Consider the following 19,746-nt stretch of genomic DNA (forward strand, 5'->3'; position numbering starts at 1 on the left):
CCCGTTGCTCAGGGATTTCGATTTCGACAGAAATGGGGTGGCCGGCGCCCGCAGGGGGCGGGGAATGGGTGGGGCCTGGAAGACGCCGGCCTGCGCGGATCAAGTCCGCCGCCAGATAAACTTAGCGACGCGAGCGAAAAGCGTAATTCCGTGATCGCACCAGGGCAATCCGGAGCGCCTTTTTCGATCCCGAACTGACCGAGAGGCCGGGCCGGGATCGTGCTGGAGGCACGACGGGCTCAGGGTAGCGGGATCGGCTTGTCACTGAGTGTGCGCAAGTAGGCGATCAGGTTGACCCGTTCAGTCTCGTCCGGAACACCAGGCATCTCCATGTAAACGCCTGGGGTAGTGACCATGGGCTCAAGCAGATATTTGTTCAGGTCCTCGTACGTCCACACACCTTCCCAGGCCAGCAAGGTGTCGGAATAACGCATTTTCGTCATGGAGGCCTTGTCGCGGCCGACGACGCTCCACAAGTTCGGCCCCGTCTTGGTCCCTCCCTGTGGCTCGACATTGTGGCAACCGGCACACAGGTGGGTGAAGGAGGTTCGGCCTTTCTCAATATCGGCAGTGGCCAACTTCATCGAGATCGGGGATGGCGTTGGCAAGACGACGCCGTGCGCCATGAGATAGTTAGCGATTTCACGCAGCCCTTTGAATCTTGCCAGATGGATCGGTGTCTTGCCGTCCTTTGTCTTCGCATTCACGTCAGCGCCGGCCTCGACCAGTGCCTTCACGCAATCGAGGCAACCGAGATTGACCGCGATGTGGATCGCGTTTTCGCGGCTGCGCTTCGAATTTGGATTTGCGCCTCCGTCCAGCAACAGTTTGATCAAGTCGATCCTGCGTTTAGCCAAAGCCGGCATCAGGGCAGGACCCAACAGCGGTGTCGGGGCGGCGTTGACGTCGGCACCGCGATCCATGAGCAGTTTGGCCGCCGCGAAATGCCCACCCTTGACCGCAAGATAGAGTGGTGTCGCCTTCCCATCGCTCTCATCGACGCCGGCACCTGCGTCGAGCGCCGCCGTGATCCCCGCCACGTCGCCCTTCGTGGCGGCGTCGTGGATAGCGGCGGCATGCGTTACAATCGGTATGTGCAAAAGCACCAATGGAAGCAAAAGCAAAACGTGGCGCATTCGCTACCCCCTTGTGACAAACCGGAGGACTGGGCACGCTTTGAGCAGGGCAGAGTTTAGTGCGAATGCCTAATCGCGACAAGGTTACTTAAGCGACTTCTAACGGACGAAACCGGGACTTTCGCGAGTGACGAGAGAGGGCTCGCAACTGGAAGCTGATTTTCGAGAGGCGTTAGAGCAATCCCAAAAAGTGCCTGGAGGTCTTCCGTCCGGAATTGCTCAGTTCCAAGGTCATCTCGGACAAAAAGAGGCCGGCGCCTGTTGGGCGGGGGGCTTTGGGGTAAGACGCCGGCCTGGGCGGATCAAATCCGCCGCCAGATGAACTTAGCGACATGGCCGCAGAGCGTAATTCCGTGATCGCACCAGTGCGCTGGTGCGGACGACGGGAATCGAACCCGTACGATCAGAGATCGAGGGATTTTAAGTCCCTTGCGTCTACCAGTTCCGCCACGTCCGCGCGCCGCGATTACAAGCACTTAAGGCGAGACCGGTCTAGTCCTGTGGGTGGATTTGGCACCGTTTGGCACCAAATATCCCTATTGCTGTTCCGCGCCCGCTCTCATCGCAACTTCGATCGCCGCTGCCGCGCCTTCGTCCGGCTTCTTGAAGAGGTGGCGTAGACCGAAAGCGTGACCACGGGTGATGCATGCTCTGGCCGGCGGCTAGTTGCAACAACGTCGAGGCCACGCGCGATTAAGGCGGAAGCATGGGTTTAAGCCCACCCTAATGGCTGGACTGCCAGCGCATGGTCTCGATGTCGTCACGGGAAATCCCGATGTCACTGAGAATGTCGTCCGGCGACTCGCTCAGTTCGTCCGTTGCCTTCAACTGCGCCTTCTGATCGGCTCGGCGACCGAGCCAATCGACAAGGGGACCAACTACGACAAGAGGAAGGGTTACAAGCATAGGAAGGTTGACAAGCATCGGAGTGCTCCCTTCACCGCTGCAGAAAAACTACGCCGTGCAAGCTAGGCCAATGCGTGAATGCGTCTGTGACAAAATTCACAGAGCGCCGGCCATGTTGGCCAGGCTTTTTCCGTGGCGCTCTTCTGAAGTACGCTTTCCTTAGTCAACCGCCCTCGTGCGGAGGCGAAGGATGCAGACACCGGAACTTGGCGCTGGCAGGCGCCTCAGGCCGGTATCGGATACAGTTTCAGGTGCTGGATCAGGATGATCGTCTTGGCATCGACGATGCTACCGTCGGCGATGCCGGCGAGCGCCTCGTCGAGCGTCATCTCCAGGACCTCGATGTCCTCGCCCTCTTCCGGCGCGCCGCCGCCGGCCGAGATGCGGTCGGCCGGCGAGTAGCGCGCGACGAAGAACCAGAGCCGCTCGGTCACGCTGCCTGGGCTCATATAGGGCGCGAACAGCCTCTGGACGTCCTTCAGCCGGTAGCCGAGTTCTTCCTCCGCCTCCTTGCGGATGCAGGTTTCCGGGTCGTTCTCGTCGAGCAGGCCGGCGCAGGCCTCGATCAGCGGCTCATGGTGGCCGGTGGCGTAGGCCGGATAGCGGAACTGCCGCACGAGCAGCACGGTCGAGCGCGATGGATCGAAAGGCAGGATCACCGCGCCGTCGCCGCGAACGTAGGTCTGGCGGATCTGCGTCTCCCACTGCCCGTCGCGGCGGCGGTAGTCGAAGACCGTCTTCTTCAGGACCGCCCAATCGTCGGAAAGCACCTCTTCCGAGCGGATGCGAATGCGATCTTCCATGATGAACTCCTTGTGCCGGCGCCATGGCGTAGCCGCGAACCGGCGTTCATGCAATCCGGGCGGCGATTGGGCCAGACCAAGGTTTCACCGCCTCGTGTCTGGTGCGTGCCGGTGCCCTCGCCTAAATAAGCATCCCCTGCCGGAGTTCTTTTCATGACCTCATCGCTTTTCCAGCCGATCACGCTTGGCGGCCTCACCTTGCCCAACCGCATCGCCGTGGCGCCGATGTGCCAGTATTCGGCTGAGGACGGATCCGCCAGCGACTGGCATCTCTATCATTGGATGAACCTTGCCATGTCGGGCGCCGGCATGGTCACCGTCGAGATGACCGACGTCGAGCGGCGCGGACGCATCTCGCATGGCTGCCTCGGCCTCTATTCCGACGACAACGAAGCCGCTGCCCGGCGCACGCTGGACGCGGCAAGGCGCGTCGCCGCGCCCGGCACGAAATTCGGCACCCAGCTTGCCCATGCCGGCCGCAAGGCTTCGTGCCAGCGGCCGTGGGAGGGCGGCGGGCCGCTCAAGCCCGACCAGGATCCCTGGCCGATCGTGTCAGCCTCGGCCATCGCCTACGACACAGGCTGGCAGGTGCCGCACGCCCTGGAGGAAGACGAGATCCTGCGCATCATCGAGCGTTTCGCCGATGCGGCGAGGCGCGCCGAACGCGCCGGTTTCGACTTCATCGAACTGCACGCGGCGCACGGCTACCTGATCTTCCAGTTCCTGTCGCCGCTATCCAACCGGCGCACCGATCGCTGGGGCGGTTCGCTTGAGAACCGCATGCGTTTCGTCATCGAGATCGCCAGGGCGGTGCGGAAAGCCGTCCCCAGGCTGATGCTCGGCGCGCGCCTGTCGGTCAAGGAATGGGTCGAAGGCGGTTTCGATGTCGAGGATGCCATCGAGGTGACCAAGGCGCTGAAGGCCGAGGGAATCGCCTATCTCTGCTGCTCGAGCGGCGGCAATTCCCCCTTGCAGCAGCTGCCGTCTGGGCCTGGCTACCAGGTGCATCTGGCGGAAGCGGTGCGAAAAGGCGCCGGCATCCCGACGCGAGCCGTTGGGCTGATCGACGACCCGAAGCAGGCCGAGGCGATCGTTGCCGACGGCCAGGCCGATATGGTGGCGCTGGCGCGCGCCTTCCTCGCCGATCCGCGCTGGGGATGGCGCGCCGCGGCGACCTTCGGCCAGGAGATCCATCCCGCGCCGCAGCTTGCCCGCTCGGTGACGACGATGCGGCACTGGATGAAGGCGGCGAGCTGACCACCTCGCTGAGACGTTTGGGCGCAGCCCGGACGACACGATTGCAACCAATTTGGCTGCTTTGCGTTTGCGGCCATGATGGACAGCAAACCCTTTGAAAAGCCGGTGGTGGTCGAACTCGGCCATGTCGGCAAATATCGCCAGATCCGCAGCACCAGGGAGGCAGCGGAGTGCCTGATGACGGTTTGGCCGCTCAATCGCGGCCCCCGCCATCGTGATGCAGTCGACACTTGCCTGAAAGTGCTGGAGGGTTATCGTTCAACCGCGGATGCGCGCCGGGCCTTGATCGAAGCGGCCAAGGAATCGGAAGTGCTGGTGCCCGACGACCGCTTGCCCGACGATCGGCTGCATTGAGCAAAAAGGGGCCTTTTCAACCGGAGGACTTCATGGCGAAGCTGACTTACAAGATCGTCGAGCACGATGGCGGCTGGGCCTACAAGGTCGGCTCGACCTTCTCGGAGACGTTCCCCACCCACCAGGACGCGCTGCGCGCCGCCGAGATCGCTTCGGCCGAGCAGCAGATCGCCGGCACCACGGACGGCATCCAGTACGAGGACGCCGAAGGCAAGTGGCACGATGAACTGGCCGATGGCAGGGACCGGCCACAAACCGAAGTTTCCGATTAGCATCTATTCCTGGGGCGGCTCTTGCCGGAGCGGCCGCGGATGCCCGCGAGGGCATCCTAGCCAGCCACTTGGAAAGCGCGCGGTCTGCTACTTGCCGCAATAATGATCGTTGACATTCTGCCCGGCATTGGCATCGGGTCCCGGCTAGCCCGCTTCGGCGTTCAGTCGATGGCTGAGAGGCTCTTCGTGGCAAAGGCGCGCGCGGCAATGCGCTTGATGAAGGCGGTGACGCGCTCCGGATCGATGAATTGCGGCATGTGGCCCAAACCGTCGACGGCCTCGAAATCGAGCCCTTTGAGCCTGTCCCGCATCGGTTCGCCATGGATAGGCATGCCAATGACGCGGTCGGCGGTGCCGAACAGAATGCCGGCAGGCATGGCGATCTCGCCATAGCGCAGCTCGATGCGGCCGAGATCCTGTTCCACCGCAACGACGTCGGTCGAGGTCGCATGGAAATGGGCGGGCCGCAGCCCAAGCCAGCCGCCTCCTGCGGTCATATAGTCACCGGGAACGGCCTGCGGCGCGAAGATGAACCTCATTGTCGGCTCCGCGTATTTCAAACTCAAGGGTATCGCCACCGTATTCGCCATGATCCGGCGCAGCAGTCGCGAAGGAACGTAGAGCAGGTCGAATTTCTGGCGCGGCATGGTTTCCAGATGCGTCAGGGGTGCCAGCAAGGCGATGCCAGAAATTGTCCCGGGGTGCTCCACCGCCAGCGTCAGCGCGATCGCGCCGCCCAACGAATGACCAACGACCAGCGGCTTTTCCAGCCCGAGCCTGTCGATGAAGCGCCGCACGATTTCGGCCTGCTCGGGCAGTCGCCCCGTGGCGTCACTAGCCCGCACAGAATAGCCGGAGCCCGGACGGTCGAGCGCGATCAGGCGATAGCCCGGGCCGAAGCGGCCGAACAGCGTGTGGCGGAAATGGTGAAGTTGGGCGCCGAGCCCGTGCAGGAAGACGATCGGCCTGCCCTCGCCTTCCTCGACATAATGGATACGGTTGCCGTCGATCTCGACGAATTTTCCGCGCGCCGGTACCAGCCTCTCGGCCTTGGCGCTGATCCACCATGTCGCCAGCACAAGGCCGACGACTACGGCAACAGCGAGCAGGAGCAGGCCACCGAGCAGCCAGGACAAGATCGACAGCAGCATTTTTCCTCTCACTGGCAACGCAGGCAGCTTACCTGCCGCAGATGTCGCCGCAAGGCGCCGCCGTGGCATAGTGCTGGCGCATTGCCGCCGCTCCGTCGCCGCGCTATCTCAGGCGACCCTGTTTGCCGGAGCCTGTCATGCCTGAAATCGTCACCGCCGCCATGCTCGTCATCGGCGACGAGATCCTGTCGGGTCGGACCAAGGACAGGAACATCGGCCACCTCGCCGACATCATGACGGCCATCGGCATCGACCTCAAGGAAGTCCGCGTCGTTCCCGACGAGGAGGACGAGATCGTCGCCGCGGTCAATGCCGTGCGCGCCCGCTACACCTATGTCTTCACCACCGGCGGCATCGGCCCGACGCACGACGACATCACCGCAGATTCGATCGCCAAGGCATTCGGCGTGCCGTGCGAATATGACACCAAGGCCTATGCGATGCTGGAGGCGAGCTACGCCGCGCGCGGCATCGAATACACCGAGGCCAGGAAGCGCATGGCGCGCATGCCGCGCGGCGCCGACCACATCGACAATCCGGTGTCGATCGCGCCCGGCTTTCGCATCGGCAACGTCCATGTCATGGCCGGCGTGCCGGCGATCTTCCAGGCTATGCTCGACAATGTCGTGCCGACGCTGAAGGCGGGCACCAAAATGCTGTCGGCGACCGTCCATTGCCCGTTCGGCGAAGGCCTCATCGGCGGCCCGCTGGCCGACATCCAGAAGGCGCATCCCGACACCATCATCGGCTCCTATCCGAAATATGGCGACGGCAAGTTCTGGACCGAGCTCGTCGTGCGCGCCCGCGACGAGGAGGCGCTGGAGGCCGCGCGCAAGGATGTTGAAGCCATGGTTGCCGGCTTCGCCGCTGCTGCCGGCTGATCTGGCGATTTCGGTTCCCCGGTCGGCCCGGAACCAAGCATGGCACTGTGACGTTTCCTTGGGCGCGCGCCGCATTGCGCCGACACGTTGAGGGACCCAGCATGCGCTTCAAGACCATCGTCGCCATTTTGCAGAACGAGCAGGACGCCGAGCGCGTGCTCGCTTGCGCCATCCCGCTTGCCGACCGCTTCCAGAGCCATCTCGTCGGCATCCATGCCGAAGCGCTGCCCGTTCCCTACACCTCGGCCACCGGCTTTCCGGACACCGAATTCCTGCAGGTGTCGGCCGAGATGAACCGCGAGCGCGCCGACAAGCTGGAGGCCCTGTTCCTGAGGCGTATCGAGGAGTCCGGCCTGTCCTTCGAGTGGCGCAGCCTCGAGAGCTTTTCCGGCGACAGCGCGCTGACCGGCATTTCCACCGTCCGCGCCGCCGACCTGATCATCGCCGCGCAGCGCGACACCGGCGGCGACCCGGGCGCCGACGTCGACACGCTCGTCTATGATGCCGGCCGGCCGGTGCTCGTGGTGCCGCATGAAGGGCCACTCCTTACAACTTTCAAGCGCGTGCTCCTGGCCTGGAACGGCAGCAAGGAAGCGGCACGCGCCGCCTTCGACGCCCTGCCCTTCATCAGCGAGGCCGAGAAGACGGACATATTGATCATCGATCCGCCTGAGTCGCTGGACGAGACCCCGGAAGCCGCCGGCGCCGAAATCGCCGCGGCGCTTTCCAGGCACGGTGCCACCGTCAGCGTGTCGGTGCAGAAGTCGAACGGCGCTTCCGTCGACGACCTCATCCAGACCCGCATCGCCGAGACCGGCGCCGATCTGCTCGTGCTCGGCGCCTACAGCCATTCCTGGCTGCGCCAGCTCTTGTTCGGCGGCGTGACGCGCACGGTGCTGCGCACCGCGCCGGTGGCAGCTTTCCTGTCGCGATAATCCCGACAAGCAAAGCGACGCGGGCTTAAGTCCACAGGCATGGCTTGTTGCGAGCTTGCCAAAGCCGGCATTTTCCCGCTAATTCCGCCTGCATTCCCTTGGATATCGTCACGCGCCTGGTCGCGTGCTGCGGAGTGCGTGAAAAATGTCCCTTCCCGAAAAAGCTTTCCCGGTCTCCTGGGACCAGTTCCACCGCGACGCCCGCGCGCTTGCCTGGCGGCTTGCCGGCGCCAGCAAGGGGCAGTGGAAGGCGATCGTCTGCATCACCCGCGGCGGCCTTGTGCCCGCCGCCATCATCTCGCGCGAGCTCGGCATCCGGGTGATCGAGACGGTCTGCGTCGCCTCCTATCACGACTACACCAGCCAGGGGCAGTTGCAGGTGCTGAAGGAGATCACGCCGGCGCTGCTCGCCGATGATGGTGCCGGCGTGCTGATCATCGACGACCTGACGGACACCGGCAAGACTGCGGGCATCGTGCGCGCCATGATGCCCAAGGCGCATTTCGCCACCGTCTACGCCAAGCCGAAGGGGCGGCCGCTGGTCGACACCTTCGTCACCGAGGTCAGCCAGGACACCTGGATCTATTTCCCCTGGGATATGGGCTTCACCTACCAGAAGCCGATCGCGGACGATCACGCCGGTTGATCGGTCATTTTTTCCACTGAAACGGTTCACGACGCATTTTTTTGCTGCGCATGAAATGCGCGCCGCAAGGCCATTTCACGCAATCGACTTTTCTTGGTGGAATTCAACAAGTTCCTGTGAAGTTTTTTACTTTTGTCGCGTATGATCAGAGGTAAGATTCGTGAGGCAACGAACGAGTTCGAGGGCTGGGGCTAGCTTCTCCGATGCTGACAAGGCCAACGACGCACAACCATCTGGCCGAAAGAGTCCGGCGACTCTTCGGCAGCGCGCCTTGCCGCCTGCAGGTTGCCGCCCTGCCCTGGCGCGAGGCCGAAAATGGTGTCGAGATCATGCTGATCACCAGCCGCGACACCGGCCGCTGGGTGCTGCCCAAGGGCTGGCCGGAGGCCAAGGAGCCGCTTAGCGAGGCGGCCGCGCGCGAGGCCGGCGAGGAAGCCGGATTGCGCGGCACCGTCTCCCATCTCGAAGCCGGCCGGTATTTCTACGCCAAGGTGCTGGCTTCCGGTGAGGAAGTGCCTTGCGAGGTGCTGGTCTACCCGTTGCGGGTCGACCACATCGCCGACCGCTGGAAGGAAAAGCGCGCGCGCACCCGCAAATGGGTGAGCTCCGCCGAAGCCGTGCGCATGGTCAACGAACCGGACCTCTGCCAGATCATCGCCTATTTCTGCGCCGACCCGCACAAATTCGCGTGAGTTGTCCACCAAAAGCCATTGCCGGCGGGCAAGGCTTTGGCGTGGGCATTGCCGTACGCAAGGATGGCCCCTAGATTCGATTCGGCTGCCTTGGCGTTTTGGTGATGACGAATACCGCACGACCCCTCGAGGACAATTCCGACGATCTTCGGCGTAAGCACCGACAGCGTGTGCTCAAGGGCGGCTCGATCATCACCGGCATCCAGAATTCCGAGATCAGCTGCACCTTGCGCAACCAGAATGACGGCGGCGCCGAGCTGAAGGTCGCGCCGGACGCCCACGTTCCCGATCGCTTCCTGCTCTACGTGCCGGTCGACGGCGTCGCCTATCGGTCTGAGGTCCGCTGGCGCCGCAACGACCGCGTCGGCGTCCAATTCAGCGGCACCGAGCCGAAGCCGAAGCTGCACTACGGCTGATCGCCGTCGCCCAGGCCAGGTCTCGCCGGACCGGGGTCGTTCCTCTCCGTATCGAAATAAAGGGCACCCCGGACCGGGACGGCACGGAATGCCCTTCGCCTCAGATCACCAGGCCCTTGGTCAGTTCGAGCGCCTGGCGCTCGAACAGGCGGCGGTAGATGCCGCCGTTCAACCGGATCAGCTGGTCGTGCGAGCCCTCCTCGATGATGCGGCCGCGATCGAACACCAGCAGCCGGTCGAGCGCCCTGACCGTCGACAGCCGGTGCGCGATGACCAGCGTCGTGCGGCCGACCATCAGCCGCTCCATCGCCTGCTGGATCAGCACTTCCGATTCCGAATCGAGGCTGGACGTCGCCTCGTCGAGGATCAGGATGCGTGCATCGGCGAGGAAGGCGCGCGCTATCGCCACCCGCTGCCGCTCGCCGCCCGACAGCTTCACGCCACGCTCGCCCACCAGCGTGCCATAGCCTTTCGGCAGGTCGCAGATGAAGTCATGCGCGCTCGCCAGCCGCGCCGCATGCTCGATCTCGGCCTGCGTGGCGCTGGGCCGGGCATAGGCGATATTCTCGGCCAGCGACCGATGGAACAGGATCGGCTCTTGCTGGACGATGGCGATCTGCGCGCGCAGCGATGCCTGCGCCACCTCGGAAATATCCTGGCCGTCGATCAGGATCCTGCCGGCGTTCACGTCGTAGAGGCGCTGGATCAGCTTGACGAAGGTCGTCTTGCCCGAACCGGAATGGCCGACCAGTCCGATGCGCTCGCCGGAGGCGATCTCGACCGAGAAATCGCGATAGAGCGGCAGCCGGTGGTTGCCATAGTGGAAGGTGACCCTGTGGAACCTGATGCGCCCATCGTTGATGCGGATCGGCCCGGCCGCCGGCCGGTCCTCGATGCCGAGCGGTTCGGCCTGGAAGTCGACCAGTTCCTCCATGTCGTTGATCGAGCGCTGCAGATTGCGGATATGCGTGCCGATGTCGCGCAGATAGCCTTGCAGCACGAAGAACGAAGTCAGCACGAAGGCGACGTCGCCGGCGCTGGCCTGCCCCCACGCCCACAGCATCAGCGCCAGACCGATGACGGCGGTCCGCAGCAGTAGAAGCATCGTGCCCTGGGTGGTGCCGTTGACGGTGCCGCGCACCCAGGTGCGGCCCGTGCGGGCGCGCCATTTGGCGACGACCCTTGCAAGCCGCGCCTCCTCGCGCGTCTCGGCGCCGAAGCCCTTGACCACGGCATTGCAGCTCACCGCATCGGCCAGCGACCCGCCAAGCCGCGTGTCCCAGGTGTTGGCGAGCCGGGCGGCCGGCGCGACATAGCCAAGCGACAGCGTCGCCGTCACCGTGATGAACAGCACCGAGCCGACGGCGACCACCGCGCCCATCAGCGGCCAGAACCAGCCGAGCAGCAGCGTCGAGCCGACGAGCATGACGACCGACGGCAAAAGCGCGATCAGGATCGTGTCGTTGAGCAGGTCGAGCGCCCACATGCCGCGCGTGATCTTGCGCACGGTCGAACCGGCGAAGCTGTTGGCATGCCAGTCGGTGGAAAAGCGCTGGACGCGATGGAAGGCGTCGGCCGCGATATCGGCCATCATCTTCAGCGTCAGCTCGACGATGGCCATGAAGGCGGCGTTGCGCAGCACGACGCCGGTCAGCGCCAAGGCAACCAGCATCCAGAAGGCCGAAATCGCCGCGTTCCAGGCGACGGCATCGGCTGCACTGCCATTGGCGACGGCGTCGACCAGCCGGCCGGAATAGAGCGGCGTAAGCACGTCGGCCAGCGTCGACAGCAGGAAGGCGCCCATGATCAGCGAAAGCCGCCACGGCTGGCGCCGCCAATGGCCGAGCGTGAAGCCGAGCACGCTGCGGAAAGCGTCGGCGCGCAGGTCGATGCGAAAACGAGCCATGATGTCATCCGGGCGCAAATGTGCCCGGTCCCGGTAAGATGGAATGGAGAAAAACCGCGTCGGCGCCAATCTGGCGCCCGGAATACGGAGGTTCAGCATAGTGGCGGCTCGCCCATATGCGGGCGGCGACCGGCAGCGGCAAATGCCTGTCCTCGATCGAAGCTTTGTCGCGAAGGCAAGCCTTCGCGAGGCGACGATCAGGACCTAGGCTTCGCGGCCTCGCATAACGATTTCAAATCGTGGCATTCGGTTCCTCCTAGTGGAGAATCGCGGAGACGTTCTTATAGAGACGCTCTTGCGCATCGCCAAGACAGTCCGCGGGCGAATGCGCATCTGGTCCAAGCAGTGAGACGATATTGCAACAACGGCCGGTTGTACCGTGGCTGCTCAGGTTGGGCAGGAAAAAAGCGCTTACCGCCCGTCCCTGAACCGGTTGGTGATCGGGTAGCGGCGATCGCGGCCGAAATTCTTTCGGGTGATCTTCACGCCCGGCGCGGCCTGCCGGCGCTTGTATTCGGCGATGTAGAGCAGGTGCTCGACCCGCGCCACCGTCGCCCGGTCATGGCCGCGCGCGACGATGTCGTCGACGCCCATCTCGTTCTCGACCAGGCACTCCAGAATGTCGTCGAGCACCGGATAGGGCGGCAGCGAGTCCTGGTCGGTCTGGTTCTCGCGCAGCTCCGCCGACGGCGCCTTGTCGATGATGTTCTTCGGGATCACCTCGCCGGAAGGACCGAGCGCGCCCGGCGGCACATGGCTGTTGCGCCAGCGCGACAGCGCGTAGACCTGCATCTTGTAGAGGTCCTTGATCGGGTTGAAGCCGCCATTCATGTCGCCGTAAAGCGTGGCGTAGCCGACCGACATCTCGCTCTTGTTGCCGGTGGTGACGACCATCGAACCGAACTTGTTGGAGATCGCCATCAGGATGGTGCCGCGCGCGCGGCTCTGCAGGTTCTCCTCGGTGATGCCTTGCTTGGTGCCTTCGAACATCTGCGTCAGCGCGTGCAGAAAACCTTCGACCGGCTCGAAGATCGGCACGATGTCATAGCGGCAGCCGAGCGCGCGGGCGCAGTCCTCGGCATCCTTGAGCGAATCCTTCGAGGTATAGCGATAGGGCATCATCACGGCGCGCAGCCGCTCCTCGCCCAGCGCATCGACGGCAAGCGCGGCGCAGATCGCCGAATCGATGCCGCCGGAAAGGCCGAGCACGACGTTCTTGAAGCCGTTCTTGTTGACGTAGTCGCGCAAGCCCAACATGCAGGCCCGATAGTCGGCCTCCTCCCGCTCCGGGATCTTCGACATCGGCCCTTCGGAGCAGACCCAGCCATCCTGCGTGCGCTTCCAGGTGGTGACGTCGACCGCCTCCTCGAACTGGCTCATCTGGAAGGCGAGCGTCTTGTCCGCGCCTATGGCAAAGGAAGCGCCGTCGAAGATCAGCTCGTCCTGGCCGCCGAGCTGGTTGGCGTAGATCATCGGCAGGCCGCATTCGATGATTTGGCGGATGACGACCTGGTGGCGGACGTCGATCTTGGCGCGGTAATAGGGCGAGCCGTTCGGCACCAGCAGGATCTCGGCGCCGCTTTCGGCCAGCGTCTCGCAGACGGCGACCTCGCCCCAGATGTCCTCGCAGATCGGAATGCCGATGCGCACGCCGCGGAAATTGACCGGTCCCTGCAATTCCGGCCCGGCCTGGAAGACGCGCTTCTCGTCGAATTCGCCGTAGTTCGGCAGATCGAGCTTGTAGCGCTCGGCGAGGGTCTTGCCGCCATCGGCGACGATGATCGAATTGTGCGTGCCGCTCTTGCGCTTCAGGGGCGTGCCGATGATGACGCCGGGACCACCATCGGCAGTGTCCTTGGCGAAATCTTCCGCGGCCTGCTCACAAGCCTTCAGGAAAGCCGGCTTCAGCACCAGATCCTCCGGCGGATAGCCGGCGAGGAAGAGCTCGGTGTAGAGCACGATGTCGGCGCCCTGTCGGGCGGCGTCCGCGCGCGCCTCGCGCGCCTTGGCGAGATTGCCGGCGACGTCGCCGACAGTCGGATTGAGCTGGGCGATGGCGATGCGCAGGATGTCGGGCTTCTTGGTCATGCCTGCGGGTTTAGCGCGGCAAATTTCGCCGGGCAATGGCGTTCGCTTGGGCCACTATGCCCAGCGGGCCAATGTCCCGAAATCCTATTCGCTCATATATTCTCGCAAGGCTTCCGGCGAGTGGTTCTCGCCGATCGACATCGAAAGTATTCGGGAAATGTGCCGGCGCGGCAGGCCGGTTTCAGCCGACCATTGATTGATCTGCGCCTGGATCTTGTCGAGGTCCCGCTTCGAGGTCGGGTTCTCGGCGATGTCGATACCGGCATCGCGCAGTGCCGCCGCCATGTCGGTCGAGACGATGAAGGTGTCCCACTCCAGCCAGCGCAGGAAGTACTGGCCGGTGTTGCCGCCAAGCCGGCTGCCATGCTTGCCAAGCCAGGCGGTCAGCCCGACCTGGTCGTCGGCCGGCCAGGCGGCGAGGAATTTGCCGAAGCCGCCATGCTCCTTCGACACGCGCTCGACGAAGGCGGCATTGTCGCGGACGGACCTGATCTTCTGCGGATTGCGCACGATTCGCTTGTCGGAGGCCAGTTCGTGCCAGAAATCGTCGGGCTGGAACAACAGCCGCTTCGGCTCGAAGCCGAGGAACGCCTCCTCGAAACCCGGCCACTTCTGCTCGATGACGCGCCAGACGAAACCGGCTGCGAAAATGCGCTCGGCCATGGTCGACAGTATGCGGTCATCCCCGATCTTCGCCACGGCCTGGTTGTCGGGCATCGGCCCGAGCAACGATTGAAGCGCTGCTTCCCCGCCCTTGCGCTTCGCCGCGCGGGCGCGGATTTTCTGGAAATCGGCCATGGGTATCCTCGCGGGTTCGCGTCAATGTAACACTTCCCGTTCGGGCCGGCAGCCTCTACCTCTATGCAAGCTTTCATGACGGAGGGCGACATGAACAAGACAATCGATGACCTGGCGAACCGCTGGCTCAAACGCCGGCTGGATGGCCTCGGCCAGATAGAGAGCCGGGTGCTGCAAAGCGCGCTCGATCGCACCACCATCTCGAAGGACACAAACAAGGCCGTCGCCTTTCACCAGACGTTCGGCGACCGCGTCGCCGACACCATCGCCCGCATCGGCGGTTCATGGTCGTTCATCCTGACCTTCGTCGCCTTCCTGATCCTGTGGACCTGCGGCAATGTCTGGCTGCTGTCGCGCGCCGCCTTCGACCCCTACCCCTTCATCTTCCTCAACCTCGTGCTGTCGATGATCGCAGCACTGCAGGCGCCGGTGATCATGATGTCGCAGAACCGCCAGACCGAGCGCGACCGCATCGACGCCGCCCACGACTATGAGGTCAACCTCAAGGCCGAGATCGAGATCATGGCGCTGCACGAGAAGCTGGACGAACTGCGCCACAGCGAGCTGATAGGCATGCGCGACGAGATCGTGCGGCTGGCCGAGCAGGTTAGACGCATCGACGAAAAGCTGTCGGCGCGACAAAGCCCCTGATGACCGAGGCGATCCATCATCTCATCGAGCAGTACGGGCTGGTCGCGGTCTTCCTGGGCTGCGTCGCCGAAGGCGAAAGCGCTGCCATCCTCGCCGGCTTCTTTGCCCATCAGCATGTCTTCGTGGCCTGGCAGGCTTTTCTGGCTGCGGCCATCGGCGCCTTCGCCGGTGACACCTTCTTCTTCATCCTCGGCCGCAGCTTCGCCGATCATCCCTATGTGCTCAGGCTGAAGGCACGGCCAGGCTTCAGCCATGCCTTCCGTCTCGTCTCCTCCCATCCCAACATCTTCGTGCTTTCGAACCGCTACATCTACGGCATGCGCCTGGTCGGCGGCGTCGCCGCCGGCTTCGCCAGCATCACAGTGACGCGCTTCGTCGTCCTCAATGCCATCTCGTCGCTGGTCTGGGCGGCGCTGTTTTGCACGGTCGGCTACGTCTTCGGACTGGGCGCCGAACGCATCGTCGGCCAGGCGCTGGCGCGTCACGAACGGCTGCTGACCGCGCTGGCGATCGGCCTTGCCGTCGCCTTCCTCGCCTGGTTCCTCGCCCATAGCGTCGCCAAGAAGGAGCGCGCCAACGACGCAAGGGATGGTCAGAGCGAGGCCAAATAGGCTCAGTCGATGTCGGTCTCGGCGTCGAGCGCGCCGTCGCCACGGTCGAGGATCAGCGGGATGATCAAATCCTCTTCGTCGGCCAGATGCCTTGTGAGCATGGCGATCAGCCGGCTGTTCTCATCGGCATAGGCATCGGCGGCAAAGCGCTGTCTGTCCTCGCTCTCCTGCAGCGTTCGGATGAAGGCATTCGCCGCCTCGGCATTGCGCTCCAGCCCCTCGTGGATGGTGTGATGATCGGCATCGAGGATCTCGAAGCCGCGCTTCAACCGGGGCTCGGCCTTGGCGAAAGCCGGAAAGTACTGATAGTCCTCGACGTTGTGGTGACCGTCGAGATTGCCGAGGAAATGGTTCAGCCGCGGCGCGAACCAGCGCGCGAAGTCCGGTGCTGCCAGCCTGCCCTCGCGATAATTGCCAATGCCGTCGGTGAGCATGCCGCCGAGCTCGCGGAACATGTCGTGCCGCCCAAGCCACATATTGGCGAGGCCATGAATATTGCCGTGGCCCTGCCAGGTCTCGCGCGGATATTTTTGCGTCAGCCAGCGCAGATCGTCCGGCAGGCCGGCTCGCTCGAGCAACAGAAAATCAGCGGCGTCCGACATGACGGTCTCCTTTGGTAACCGTCATGTAGGAAGCGCTATACTAAATCGGTAGTCCCGTGATGCGCTCGATAATGGCGATGCCCCAGACGCCGGCTACGATCACTACCGAGATCAGCACCGCCAGCGAACCGCAATCCTTGGCGAGCTGGATGTCGACATTGAACTCGCGGCTGAAGGCGTCGCAGGCAGCCTCGATGCCGGTGTTGAGCACTTCGACCATGATCAGCAGCAGCACCGCGCCGATCAGCAGCGCGTAGCCGCGCCACGACACCGAGATGAACCAGCCCGCCGGCAGGGCAAGGGTGAGCAGCATCAGCTCCTGCTGGAAGGCCTTTTCGTGGGCAGCCAGCTTGCGGAACGCCCGCACCGAGTTGAAGAAAGCATCGATCAGCCGCTGCATGCCCAAATCCCCTTTCCGAGTGACCGGCAGGGGATATAGCAACGGCTGGATCAATGGAATAAGGCAGTGCCGGCAAAAATCACGCGCTCTGCCGCTTTGCTTGCTTGCCGGTCATTCGGCGGCCTCACCGGCGACCTTGACCGAGGGCGACGATTTCTCGAACTGCGGCAGCCCGTTGTCGATCGAATAATAGTCGCCTTTGTCGCCAACGAAGATATGGCTTTCCCCGGCAAGTCCGGACGGCCTGTCGAAGGCGCCGGCCATGATCGAAATCTGGTCCAGCTCGTTGTGCTTCCAGAACAGCAGCGAGCCGCAGATGCGGCAAAATCCGCGCCTGGCGACATCGGACGCGCCATACCAGCTGAGCACCTCGGCTCCCTCTATGTCGACATCGGCATCCTTGGCCGATGTCGCCGCGACGAAATGGCCGCTCTGCCTGCGGCATTGCGAGCAGTGGCAGTAGACGACACCGCGCAGGGCTCCCCTCGTCCTGAAGCGCACCGCTCCGCACAGGCATGCTCCGCTGTGTTTTTCGTCCATCCCCGGTCTCCTTCGAATTCCTCTCGCGCTGGTGGCAGGATTCCAGTTTTGCGCCCGCCGGGCACCGGCAAATGCGACACCCGCGGGACGTGTTTCGCCCTGCACCTGCATAAGGGGCTATTACATCCTGAGGTAGAGAAAACCGTGCTGAAATCCGTCCCATTAAGGAAACTTTAGCGCGCTCGCATCTATGGTCGTTATGAGTGAAGGTCGTGAGCGGGGACGCGATACTTCTCGTGTCTGGCATTTCCGGTCGCACTCCCCTCATGGCGACACCGGCACGCGCAGGTCTGCGGTGGTTCTTGAGGAGTGAACAGAACATGCAGCCGGCTTTCGTTCCAAATGACAGGAACACCGACATTGCGAGCACCGTCGTGGCGACGATGCGCCAGCTCGGCGTGCTTGGCCTGCCGCGCAACTACGAGATCTTCTACGAGGCGCTGAGCGGCAGCAACCACGAACTCAGCCTGGCCGTCGTCTCGCTCAGCAACCGGCCGACCCAGGAGGATCTCGACCGCATCGGCCGTACCTTCTTTGCCCAGCATCATGGCCCCGGCATCGTCGAGCACGCGCGCGACGTCATCGCCAAGGAGCTCGAGGACATTGCCTCGCTCTTGCGCAGCGAGCGATCCCACATCGAAAAATACGGCCGCATCCTCGACGAGACGTCGAGCGGGCTCGGCAACCGCAGCATGCTGTCGCAGGACCTGCTGCAGAAGATCGTCACCGCCATGTCGGCGGCCACCAACTCGACGATCGACCATGGCAGGCAAGTGGCGAGCACGCTCAGCGAAAAGACCGCCGAGCTCGAGAGCGTCAAGTCGAAGCTCGAGGAGTACAAGCGGCTCGCCGACACCGATCCCTTGACGCAGGTCTGGAACCGCCGCGCCTTCGACAAGGAAATCACCAGGATCTACAACTCCAACAAGGGCATCCTGTTCAATGCCCTGATCCTCGCCGACATCGACCGTTTCAAGGACATCAACGACCGCTTCGGCCATCCGGTCGGCGACAGGATCATCCAGATCATCGCCGAGATCTTCCAGACCAGCATTCGCGGCGACATGTTCGTTGCCCGCACCGGCGGCGAGGAATTTGCCCTCATCGTCGAGGGCGCCAGCGAGGATACTACCTTCGAGATCGCCGAGCGCATCAGGACGCTTATCGAGCAGACGCCGTTCACCAGCAGCCAGACCGGCACCAATTACGGCACGGTGACCGTGTCGATGGGCATTTGCATGGCGTCCGAGGCCGAAAGCCCCGAGGACCTCTACACCAAGGCCGACCGGGCGCTCTATCGTTCGAAGGTCGGCGGCCGCAACCGCGTGACCAGGCATTCGGCGATGGCCGCCCGCGCCGGCAAGAGCTGGCTGCTCTACAAGAAGGACTGAGTTTTCGTGCCGATCCTCGGCCTGCCCGCGAAAATGTTTCGCGGCAATCCCTTTCCATGTGAATTTTTTTAGCCTATATTTTCCATGGAAAGGAGGACGCCATGCCATCCGTGCAACCTCATATCGCCAGCGGCACGGCCGAAAACGCCGTCGTCACCAAGGCCACGCTGCGCGCCGCCGAACTGCTCGACGTTACAGCAAGGGTGCTGGCGTCGGTCATCGGTGTCTCCGAAGCCACGGTTTCGCGCATGCGCAAGCAGGATTTCCTGCTCGAGCGCGGCACCAAGCCGTTCGAGCTGGCCGTCCTGTTTGTCCGGCTGTTTCGTTCTCTCGACGCCATCGTCGGCGGCGACGAGGGCATCGCCCGGGCCTGGCTGAAGAACGCCAACACGGCTTTCGACGGCGCCCCGATCGAGAAAATCCAGACGATAGCAGGACTTGTCGATGTCATCGCCTATCTGGACTCCCGACGCGCTCTCGTCTGAATCCATCCGGCTCGAAGGCAAATACTGGCGCATGGTCGAGGCGCAGCACCGCGTCTCGACACTGAAGGTCGTCGACACGCTGGACGAGCAGGCCCTGCTGGAAGAGCTGATCGAGGAGACCAAGCCGCAGATCCCGCTCGAATGCCGGCACCTCCATTATCTGCTGGCGACGCCCTTTCGCTACGGCTCGGTCTATCCGCATGGCTCGCGCTTTCGCCGCGCCGGCCGGACCAGGGGCGTCTACTATGCGGCGGAGACCATGTTCACGGCCGTCGCCGAGATGGCGTTCTACCGCTTGCTGTTCTTCGCCGAATCCCCTGACACGCCCTGGCCGCGCGACGCCGCCGACTACACCGCATTCGCCGCCGCCATCAAATGCGCCGCCGGCATCGACCTGACGAGGCCGCCGCTCGATCGCGACGCGGCCGCATGGACGCATCCGACCCACTACGCCGCTTGCCAGGCCATCGCCGATGTCGCGCGCGAGGCCGGGCTGGAGGCGATCCGCTACCGCTCGGCGCGCGACCCGAAAGGCGCCAACATCGCGCTGTTGACGTGCAAGGGTTTTGCAAAAGCAAAGCCGCTGGAGCCGCAGACCTGGCGCATCCGCCTCGGCGCCTTCGGCGTGCAGGCGATCTGCGAGTTTCCGGAGAAGCGGATCGAATTCTCCAGGGCGGCCTTCACCGATCCGCGGCTTGCCGGGCTGCGCTGGGAACGTGGGCGCTAGAGCATGATCCCGAAAACTGGGAACCGGTTTTCGGAAAAGCTCTTGCTCCAACAAAGAGTTGGATCGGGATGAGGATCCAACGAAACGCCCTCCTGATC

General features: G+C 63.6%; 23 protein-coding genes and 1 tRNA gene. 13 read left to right on the forward strand and 11 right to left on the reverse strand.

Going from position 1 to position 19,746, the window contains the following annotated elements:
• Window positions 1–239: 239 nt before the first annotated feature.
• The 4 genes from EN780_RS09285 to EN780_RS09300 form a co-directional block, all read right to left on the reverse strand.
• Window positions 240–1,136, reverse strand: coding sequence for an ankyrin repeat domain-containing protein (locus EN780_RS09285; RefSeq protein WP_128273310.1), 897 nt, complete (start codon window positions 1,134–1,136; stop codon window positions 240–242).
• A gap of 371 nt (window positions 1,137–1,507) precedes the next feature.
• Window positions 1,508–1,593 (reverse strand) — tRNA-Leu (locus tag EN780_RS09290).
• A 266-nt stretch (window positions 1,594–1,859) separates the two neighbouring features.
• Window positions 1,860–2,060: a DUF1127 domain-containing protein gene (locus tag EN780_RS09295; protein ID WP_127283885.1), complete on the reverse strand. Its 201-nt coding sequence runs from the start codon at window positions 2,058–2,060 to the stop codon at window positions 1,860–1,862.
• Window positions 2,061–2,266: 206 nt separating this feature from the next.
• Complete coding sequence (locus EN780_RS09300; protein ID WP_128273312.1) at window positions 2,267–2,845, reverse strand: NUDIX domain-containing protein; 579 nt, start codon at window positions 2,843–2,845, stop codon at window positions 2,267–2,269.
• Between the two features lie 153 nt (window positions 2,846–2,998).
• Between EN780_RS09300 and EN780_RS09305 the strand changes: the two genes are divergently transcribed.
• The 3 genes from EN780_RS09305 to EN780_RS09315 all read left to right on the forward strand — a co-directional run bounded on the left by EN780_RS09305 (window position 2,999) and on the right by EN780_RS09315 (window position 4,728).
• Complete coding sequence (locus tag EN780_RS09305; RefSeq protein ID WP_128273314.1) at window positions 2,999–4,102, forward strand: NADH:flavin oxidoreductase/NADH oxidase; 1,104 nt, start codon at window positions 2,999–3,001, stop codon at window positions 4,100–4,102.
• Window positions 4,103–4,177: 75 nt separating this feature from the next.
• Window positions 4,178–4,456 (forward strand): DUF982 domain-containing protein, encoded by a 279-nt coding sequence (locus EN780_RS09310; RefSeq protein WP_127310126.1) that lies wholly within the window; start codon window positions 4,178–4,180, stop codon window positions 4,454–4,456.
• A 32-nt stretch (window positions 4,457–4,488) separates the two neighbouring features.
• A complete protein-coding gene (locus EN780_RS09315) occupies window positions 4,489–4,728 on the forward strand; it encodes a DUF2188 domain-containing protein (protein ID WP_127283881.1) in 240 nt (79 codons plus the stop codon).
• A 161-nt stretch (window positions 4,729–4,889) separates the two neighbouring features.
• On the opposite strand, the gene EN780_RS09320 is transcribed toward EN780_RS09315, so the two are convergent.
• Window positions 4,890–5,879: an alpha/beta hydrolase gene (locus EN780_RS09320; protein WP_128273316.1), complete on the reverse strand. Its 990-nt coding sequence runs from the start codon at window positions 5,877–5,879 to the stop codon at window positions 4,890–4,892.
• Window positions 5,880–6,016: 137 nt separating this feature from the next.
• On the opposite strand from EN780_RS09320, the gene EN780_RS09325 reads away from it, so the two are divergent.
• From EN780_RS09325 to EN780_RS09345, 5 genes are all read left to right on the forward strand, one after another.
• Window positions 6,017–6,760 carry a competence/damage-inducible protein A gene (locus EN780_RS09325; RefSeq protein WP_127283879.1) on the forward strand — a complete coding sequence of 248 codons (744 nt, stop codon included), beginning with the start codon at window positions 6,017–6,019 and terminating at the stop codon, window positions 6,758–6,760.
• Window positions 6,761–6,861: 101 nt separating this feature from the next.
• Entirely contained in the window at window positions 6,862–7,695 is an 834-nt protein-coding gene (locus EN780_RS09330; protein WP_127283878.1) for a universal stress protein, read from the forward strand.
• Window positions 7,696–7,840: 145 nt separating this feature from the next.
• Complete coding sequence (gene gpt, locus EN780_RS09335) at window positions 7,841–8,341, forward strand: xanthine phosphoribosyltransferase (RefSeq protein ID WP_027145490.1); 501 nt, start codon at window positions 7,841–7,843, stop codon at window positions 8,339–8,341.
• A gap of 203 nt (window positions 8,342–8,544) precedes the next feature.
• Window positions 8,545–9,033 (forward strand): NUDIX hydrolase, encoded by a 489-nt coding sequence (locus tag EN780_RS09340; protein WP_127310130.1) that lies wholly within the window; start codon window positions 8,545–8,547, stop codon window positions 9,031–9,033.
• 104 nt (window positions 9,034–9,137) lie between these two features.
• Window positions 9,138–9,449, forward strand: a complete 312-nt coding sequence (locus tag EN780_RS09345) for a PilZ domain-containing protein (protein WP_127283876.1) — start codon at window positions 9,138–9,140, stop codon at window positions 9,447–9,449.
• A gap of 100 nt (window positions 9,450–9,549) precedes the next feature.
• Here the strand turns inward: EN780_RS09345 and EN780_RS09350 are convergent, their stop codons facing one another.
• The 3 genes from EN780_RS09350 to EN780_RS09360 all read right to left on the reverse strand — a co-directional run bounded on the left by EN780_RS09350 (window position 9,550) and on the right by EN780_RS09360 (window position 14,241).
• Window positions 9,550–11,355, reverse strand: coding sequence for an ABC transporter ATP-binding protein (locus EN780_RS09350; protein WP_128273317.1), 1,806 nt, complete (start codon window positions 11,353–11,355; stop codon window positions 9,550–9,552).
• 411 nt (window positions 11,356–11,766) lie between these two features.
• Window positions 11,767–13,443 (reverse strand): NAD+ synthase, encoded by a 1,677-nt coding sequence (locus EN780_RS09355; RefSeq protein ID WP_128273319.1) that lies wholly within the window; start codon window positions 13,441–13,443, stop codon window positions 11,767–11,769.
• An 84-nt stretch (window positions 13,444–13,527) separates the two neighbouring features.
• A complete protein-coding gene (locus EN780_RS09360; protein ID WP_127391374.1) occupies window positions 13,528–14,241 on the reverse strand; it encodes a DNA-3-methyladenine glycosylase I in 714 nt (237 codons plus the stop codon).
• Between the two features lie 90 nt (window positions 14,242–14,331).
• Here EN780_RS09360 and EN780_RS09365 point away from each other — a divergent pair, with 90 nt between their 5' ends.
• Together EN780_RS09365 and EN780_RS09370 are read left to right on the forward strand one after the other, a co-directional pair.
• Window positions 14,332–14,892 (forward strand): DUF1003 domain-containing protein, encoded by a 561-nt coding sequence (locus EN780_RS09365; protein ID WP_127283872.1) that lies wholly within the window; start codon window positions 14,332–14,334, stop codon window positions 14,890–14,892.
• Window positions 14,892–15,503, forward strand: coding sequence for a DedA family protein (locus tag EN780_RS09370; RefSeq protein WP_128273321.1), 612 nt, complete (start codon window positions 14,892–14,894; stop codon window positions 15,501–15,503). Before EN780_RS09365 ends, EN780_RS09370 begins: the two co-directional genes overlap by 1 nt.
• Before the next feature lie 2 nt (window positions 15,504–15,505).
• Here the strand turns inward: EN780_RS09370 and EN780_RS09375 are convergent, their stop codons facing one another.
• From EN780_RS09375 to EN780_RS09385, 3 genes are all read right to left on the reverse strand, one after another.
• Window positions 15,506–16,105, reverse strand: coding sequence for a hemerythrin domain-containing protein (locus EN780_RS09375; RefSeq protein ID WP_128273323.1), 600 nt, complete (start codon window positions 16,103–16,105; stop codon window positions 15,506–15,508).
• 40 nt (window positions 16,106–16,145) lie between these two features.
• Window positions 16,146–16,505, reverse strand: coding sequence for a diacylglycerol kinase (locus tag EN780_RS09380; protein WP_128273325.1), 360 nt, complete (start codon window positions 16,503–16,505; stop codon window positions 16,146–16,148).
• A gap of 111 nt (window positions 16,506–16,616) precedes the next feature.
• A complete protein-coding gene (locus EN780_RS09385) occupies window positions 16,617–17,045 on the reverse strand; it encodes a GFA family protein (protein ID WP_128273327.1) in 429 nt (142 codons plus the stop codon).
• A 320-nt stretch (window positions 17,046–17,365) separates the two neighbouring features.
• Here EN780_RS09385 and EN780_RS09390 point away from each other — a divergent pair, with 320 nt between their 5' ends.
• The 3 genes from EN780_RS09390 (at window position 17,366) to EN780_RS09400 (ending at window position 19,648) form a co-directional block, all read left to right on the forward strand.
• Window positions 17,366–18,436 (forward strand): diguanylate cyclase, encoded by a 1,071-nt coding sequence (locus EN780_RS09390; protein WP_127283868.1) that lies wholly within the window; start codon window positions 17,366–17,368, stop codon window positions 18,434–18,436.
• 101 nt (window positions 18,437–18,537) lie between these two features.
• Window positions 18,538–18,921 carry an MbcA/ParS/Xre antitoxin family protein gene (locus tag EN780_RS09395; RefSeq protein ID WP_189556466.1) on the forward strand — a complete coding sequence of 128 codons (384 nt, stop codon included), beginning with the start codon at window positions 18,538–18,540 and terminating at the stop codon, window positions 18,919–18,921.
• Window positions 18,881–19,648, forward strand: coding sequence for an RES family NAD+ phosphorylase (locus EN780_RS09400; protein ID WP_128273329.1), 768 nt, complete (start codon window positions 18,881–18,883; stop codon window positions 19,646–19,648). The genes EN780_RS09395 and EN780_RS09400 overlap by 41 nt, the downstream gene beginning before the upstream one ends.
• Window positions 19,649–19,746 lie beyond the last annotated feature (98 nt).

The organism is Mesorhizobium sp. M4B.F.Ca.ET.089.01.1.1 (genome assembly GCF_004022605.1).
Lineage (GTDB): Bacteria > Pseudomonadota > Alphaproteobacteria > Rhizobiales > Rhizobiaceae > Mesorhizobium > Mesorhizobium abyssinicae.

Bases quoted from the DNA above. Each gene is read 5' to 3' on its own strand.
- EN780_RS09285 (WP_128273310.1), bottom strand. From the start codon at position 1,136: ATGCGCCACGTTTTGCTTTTGCTTCCATTGGTGCTTTTGCACATACCG.
- EN780_RS09295 (WP_127283885.1), bottom strand. From the start codon at position 2,060: ATGCTTGTCAACCTTCCTATGCTTGTAACCCTTCCTCTTGTCGTAGTT.
- EN780_RS09300 (WP_128273312.1), bottom strand. From the start codon at position 2,845: ATGGAAGATCGCATTCGCATCCGCTCGGAAGAGGTGCTTTCCGACGAT.
- EN780_RS09305 (WP_128273314.1), top strand. From the start codon at position 2,999: ATGACCTCATCGCTTTTCCAGCCGATCACGCTTGGCGGCCTCACCTTG.
- EN780_RS09310 (WP_127310126.1), top strand. From the start codon at position 4,178: ATGATGGACAGCAAACCCTTTGAAAAGCCGGTGGTGGTCGAACTCGGC.
- EN780_RS09315 (WP_127283881.1), top strand. From the start codon at position 4,489: ATGGCGAAGCTGACTTACAAGATCGTCGAGCACGATGGCGGCTGGGCC.
- EN780_RS09320 (WP_128273316.1), bottom strand. From the start codon at position 5,879: ATGCTGCTGTCGATCTTGTCCTGGCTGCTCGGTGGCCTGCTCCTGCTC.
- EN780_RS09325 (WP_127283879.1), top strand. From the start codon at position 6,017: ATGCCTGAAATCGTCACCGCCGCCATGCTCGTCATCGGCGACGAGATC.
- EN780_RS09330 (WP_127283878.1), top strand. From the start codon at position 6,862: ATGCGCTTCAAGACCATCGTCGCCATTTTGCAGAACGAGCAGGACGCC.
- gpt (WP_027145490.1), top strand. From the start codon at position 7,841: ATGTCCCTTCCCGAAAAAGCTTTCCCGGTCTCCTGGGACCAGTTCCAC.
- EN780_RS09340 (WP_127310130.1), top strand. From the start codon at position 8,545: ATGCTGACAAGGCCAACGACGCACAACCATCTGGCCGAAAGAGTCCGG.
- EN780_RS09345 (WP_127283876.1), top strand. From the start codon at position 9,138: ATGACGAATACCGCACGACCCCTCGAGGACAATTCCGACGATCTTCGG.
- EN780_RS09350 (WP_128273317.1), bottom strand. From the start codon at position 11,355: ATGGCTCGTTTTCGCATCGACCTGCGCGCCGACGCTTTCCGCAGCGTG.
- EN780_RS09355 (WP_128273319.1), bottom strand. From the start codon at position 13,443: ATGACCAAGAAGCCCGACATCCTGCGCATCGCCATCGCCCAGCTCAAT.
- EN780_RS09360 (WP_127391374.1), bottom strand. From the start codon at position 14,241: ATGGCCGATTTCCAGAAAATCCGCGCCCGCGCGGCGAAGCGCAAGGGC.
- EN780_RS09365 (WP_127283872.1), top strand. From the start codon at position 14,332: ATGAACAAGACAATCGATGACCTGGCGAACCGCTGGCTCAAACGCCGG.
- EN780_RS09370 (WP_128273321.1), top strand. From the start codon at position 14,892: ATGACCGAGGCGATCCATCATCTCATCGAGCAGTACGGGCTGGTCGCG.
- EN780_RS09375 (WP_128273323.1), bottom strand. From the start codon at position 16,105: ATGTCGGACGCCGCTGATTTTCTGTTGCTCGAGCGAGCCGGCCTGCCG.
- EN780_RS09380 (WP_128273325.1), bottom strand. From the start codon at position 16,505: ATGCAGCGGCTGATCGATGCTTTCTTCAACTCGGTGCGGGCGTTCCGC.
- EN780_RS09385 (WP_128273327.1), bottom strand. From the start codon at position 17,045: ATGGACGAAAAACACAGCGGAGCATGCCTGTGCGGAGCGGTGCGCTTC.
- EN780_RS09390 (WP_127283868.1), top strand. From the start codon at position 17,366: ATGCAGCCGGCTTTCGTTCCAAATGACAGGAACACCGACATTGCGAGC.
- EN780_RS09395 (WP_189556466.1), top strand. From the start codon at position 18,538: ATGCCATCCGTGCAACCTCATATCGCCAGCGGCACGGCCGAAAACGCC.
- EN780_RS09400 (WP_128273329.1), top strand. From the start codon at position 18,881: ATGTCATCGCCTATCTGGACTCCCGACGCGCTCTCGTCTGAATCCATC.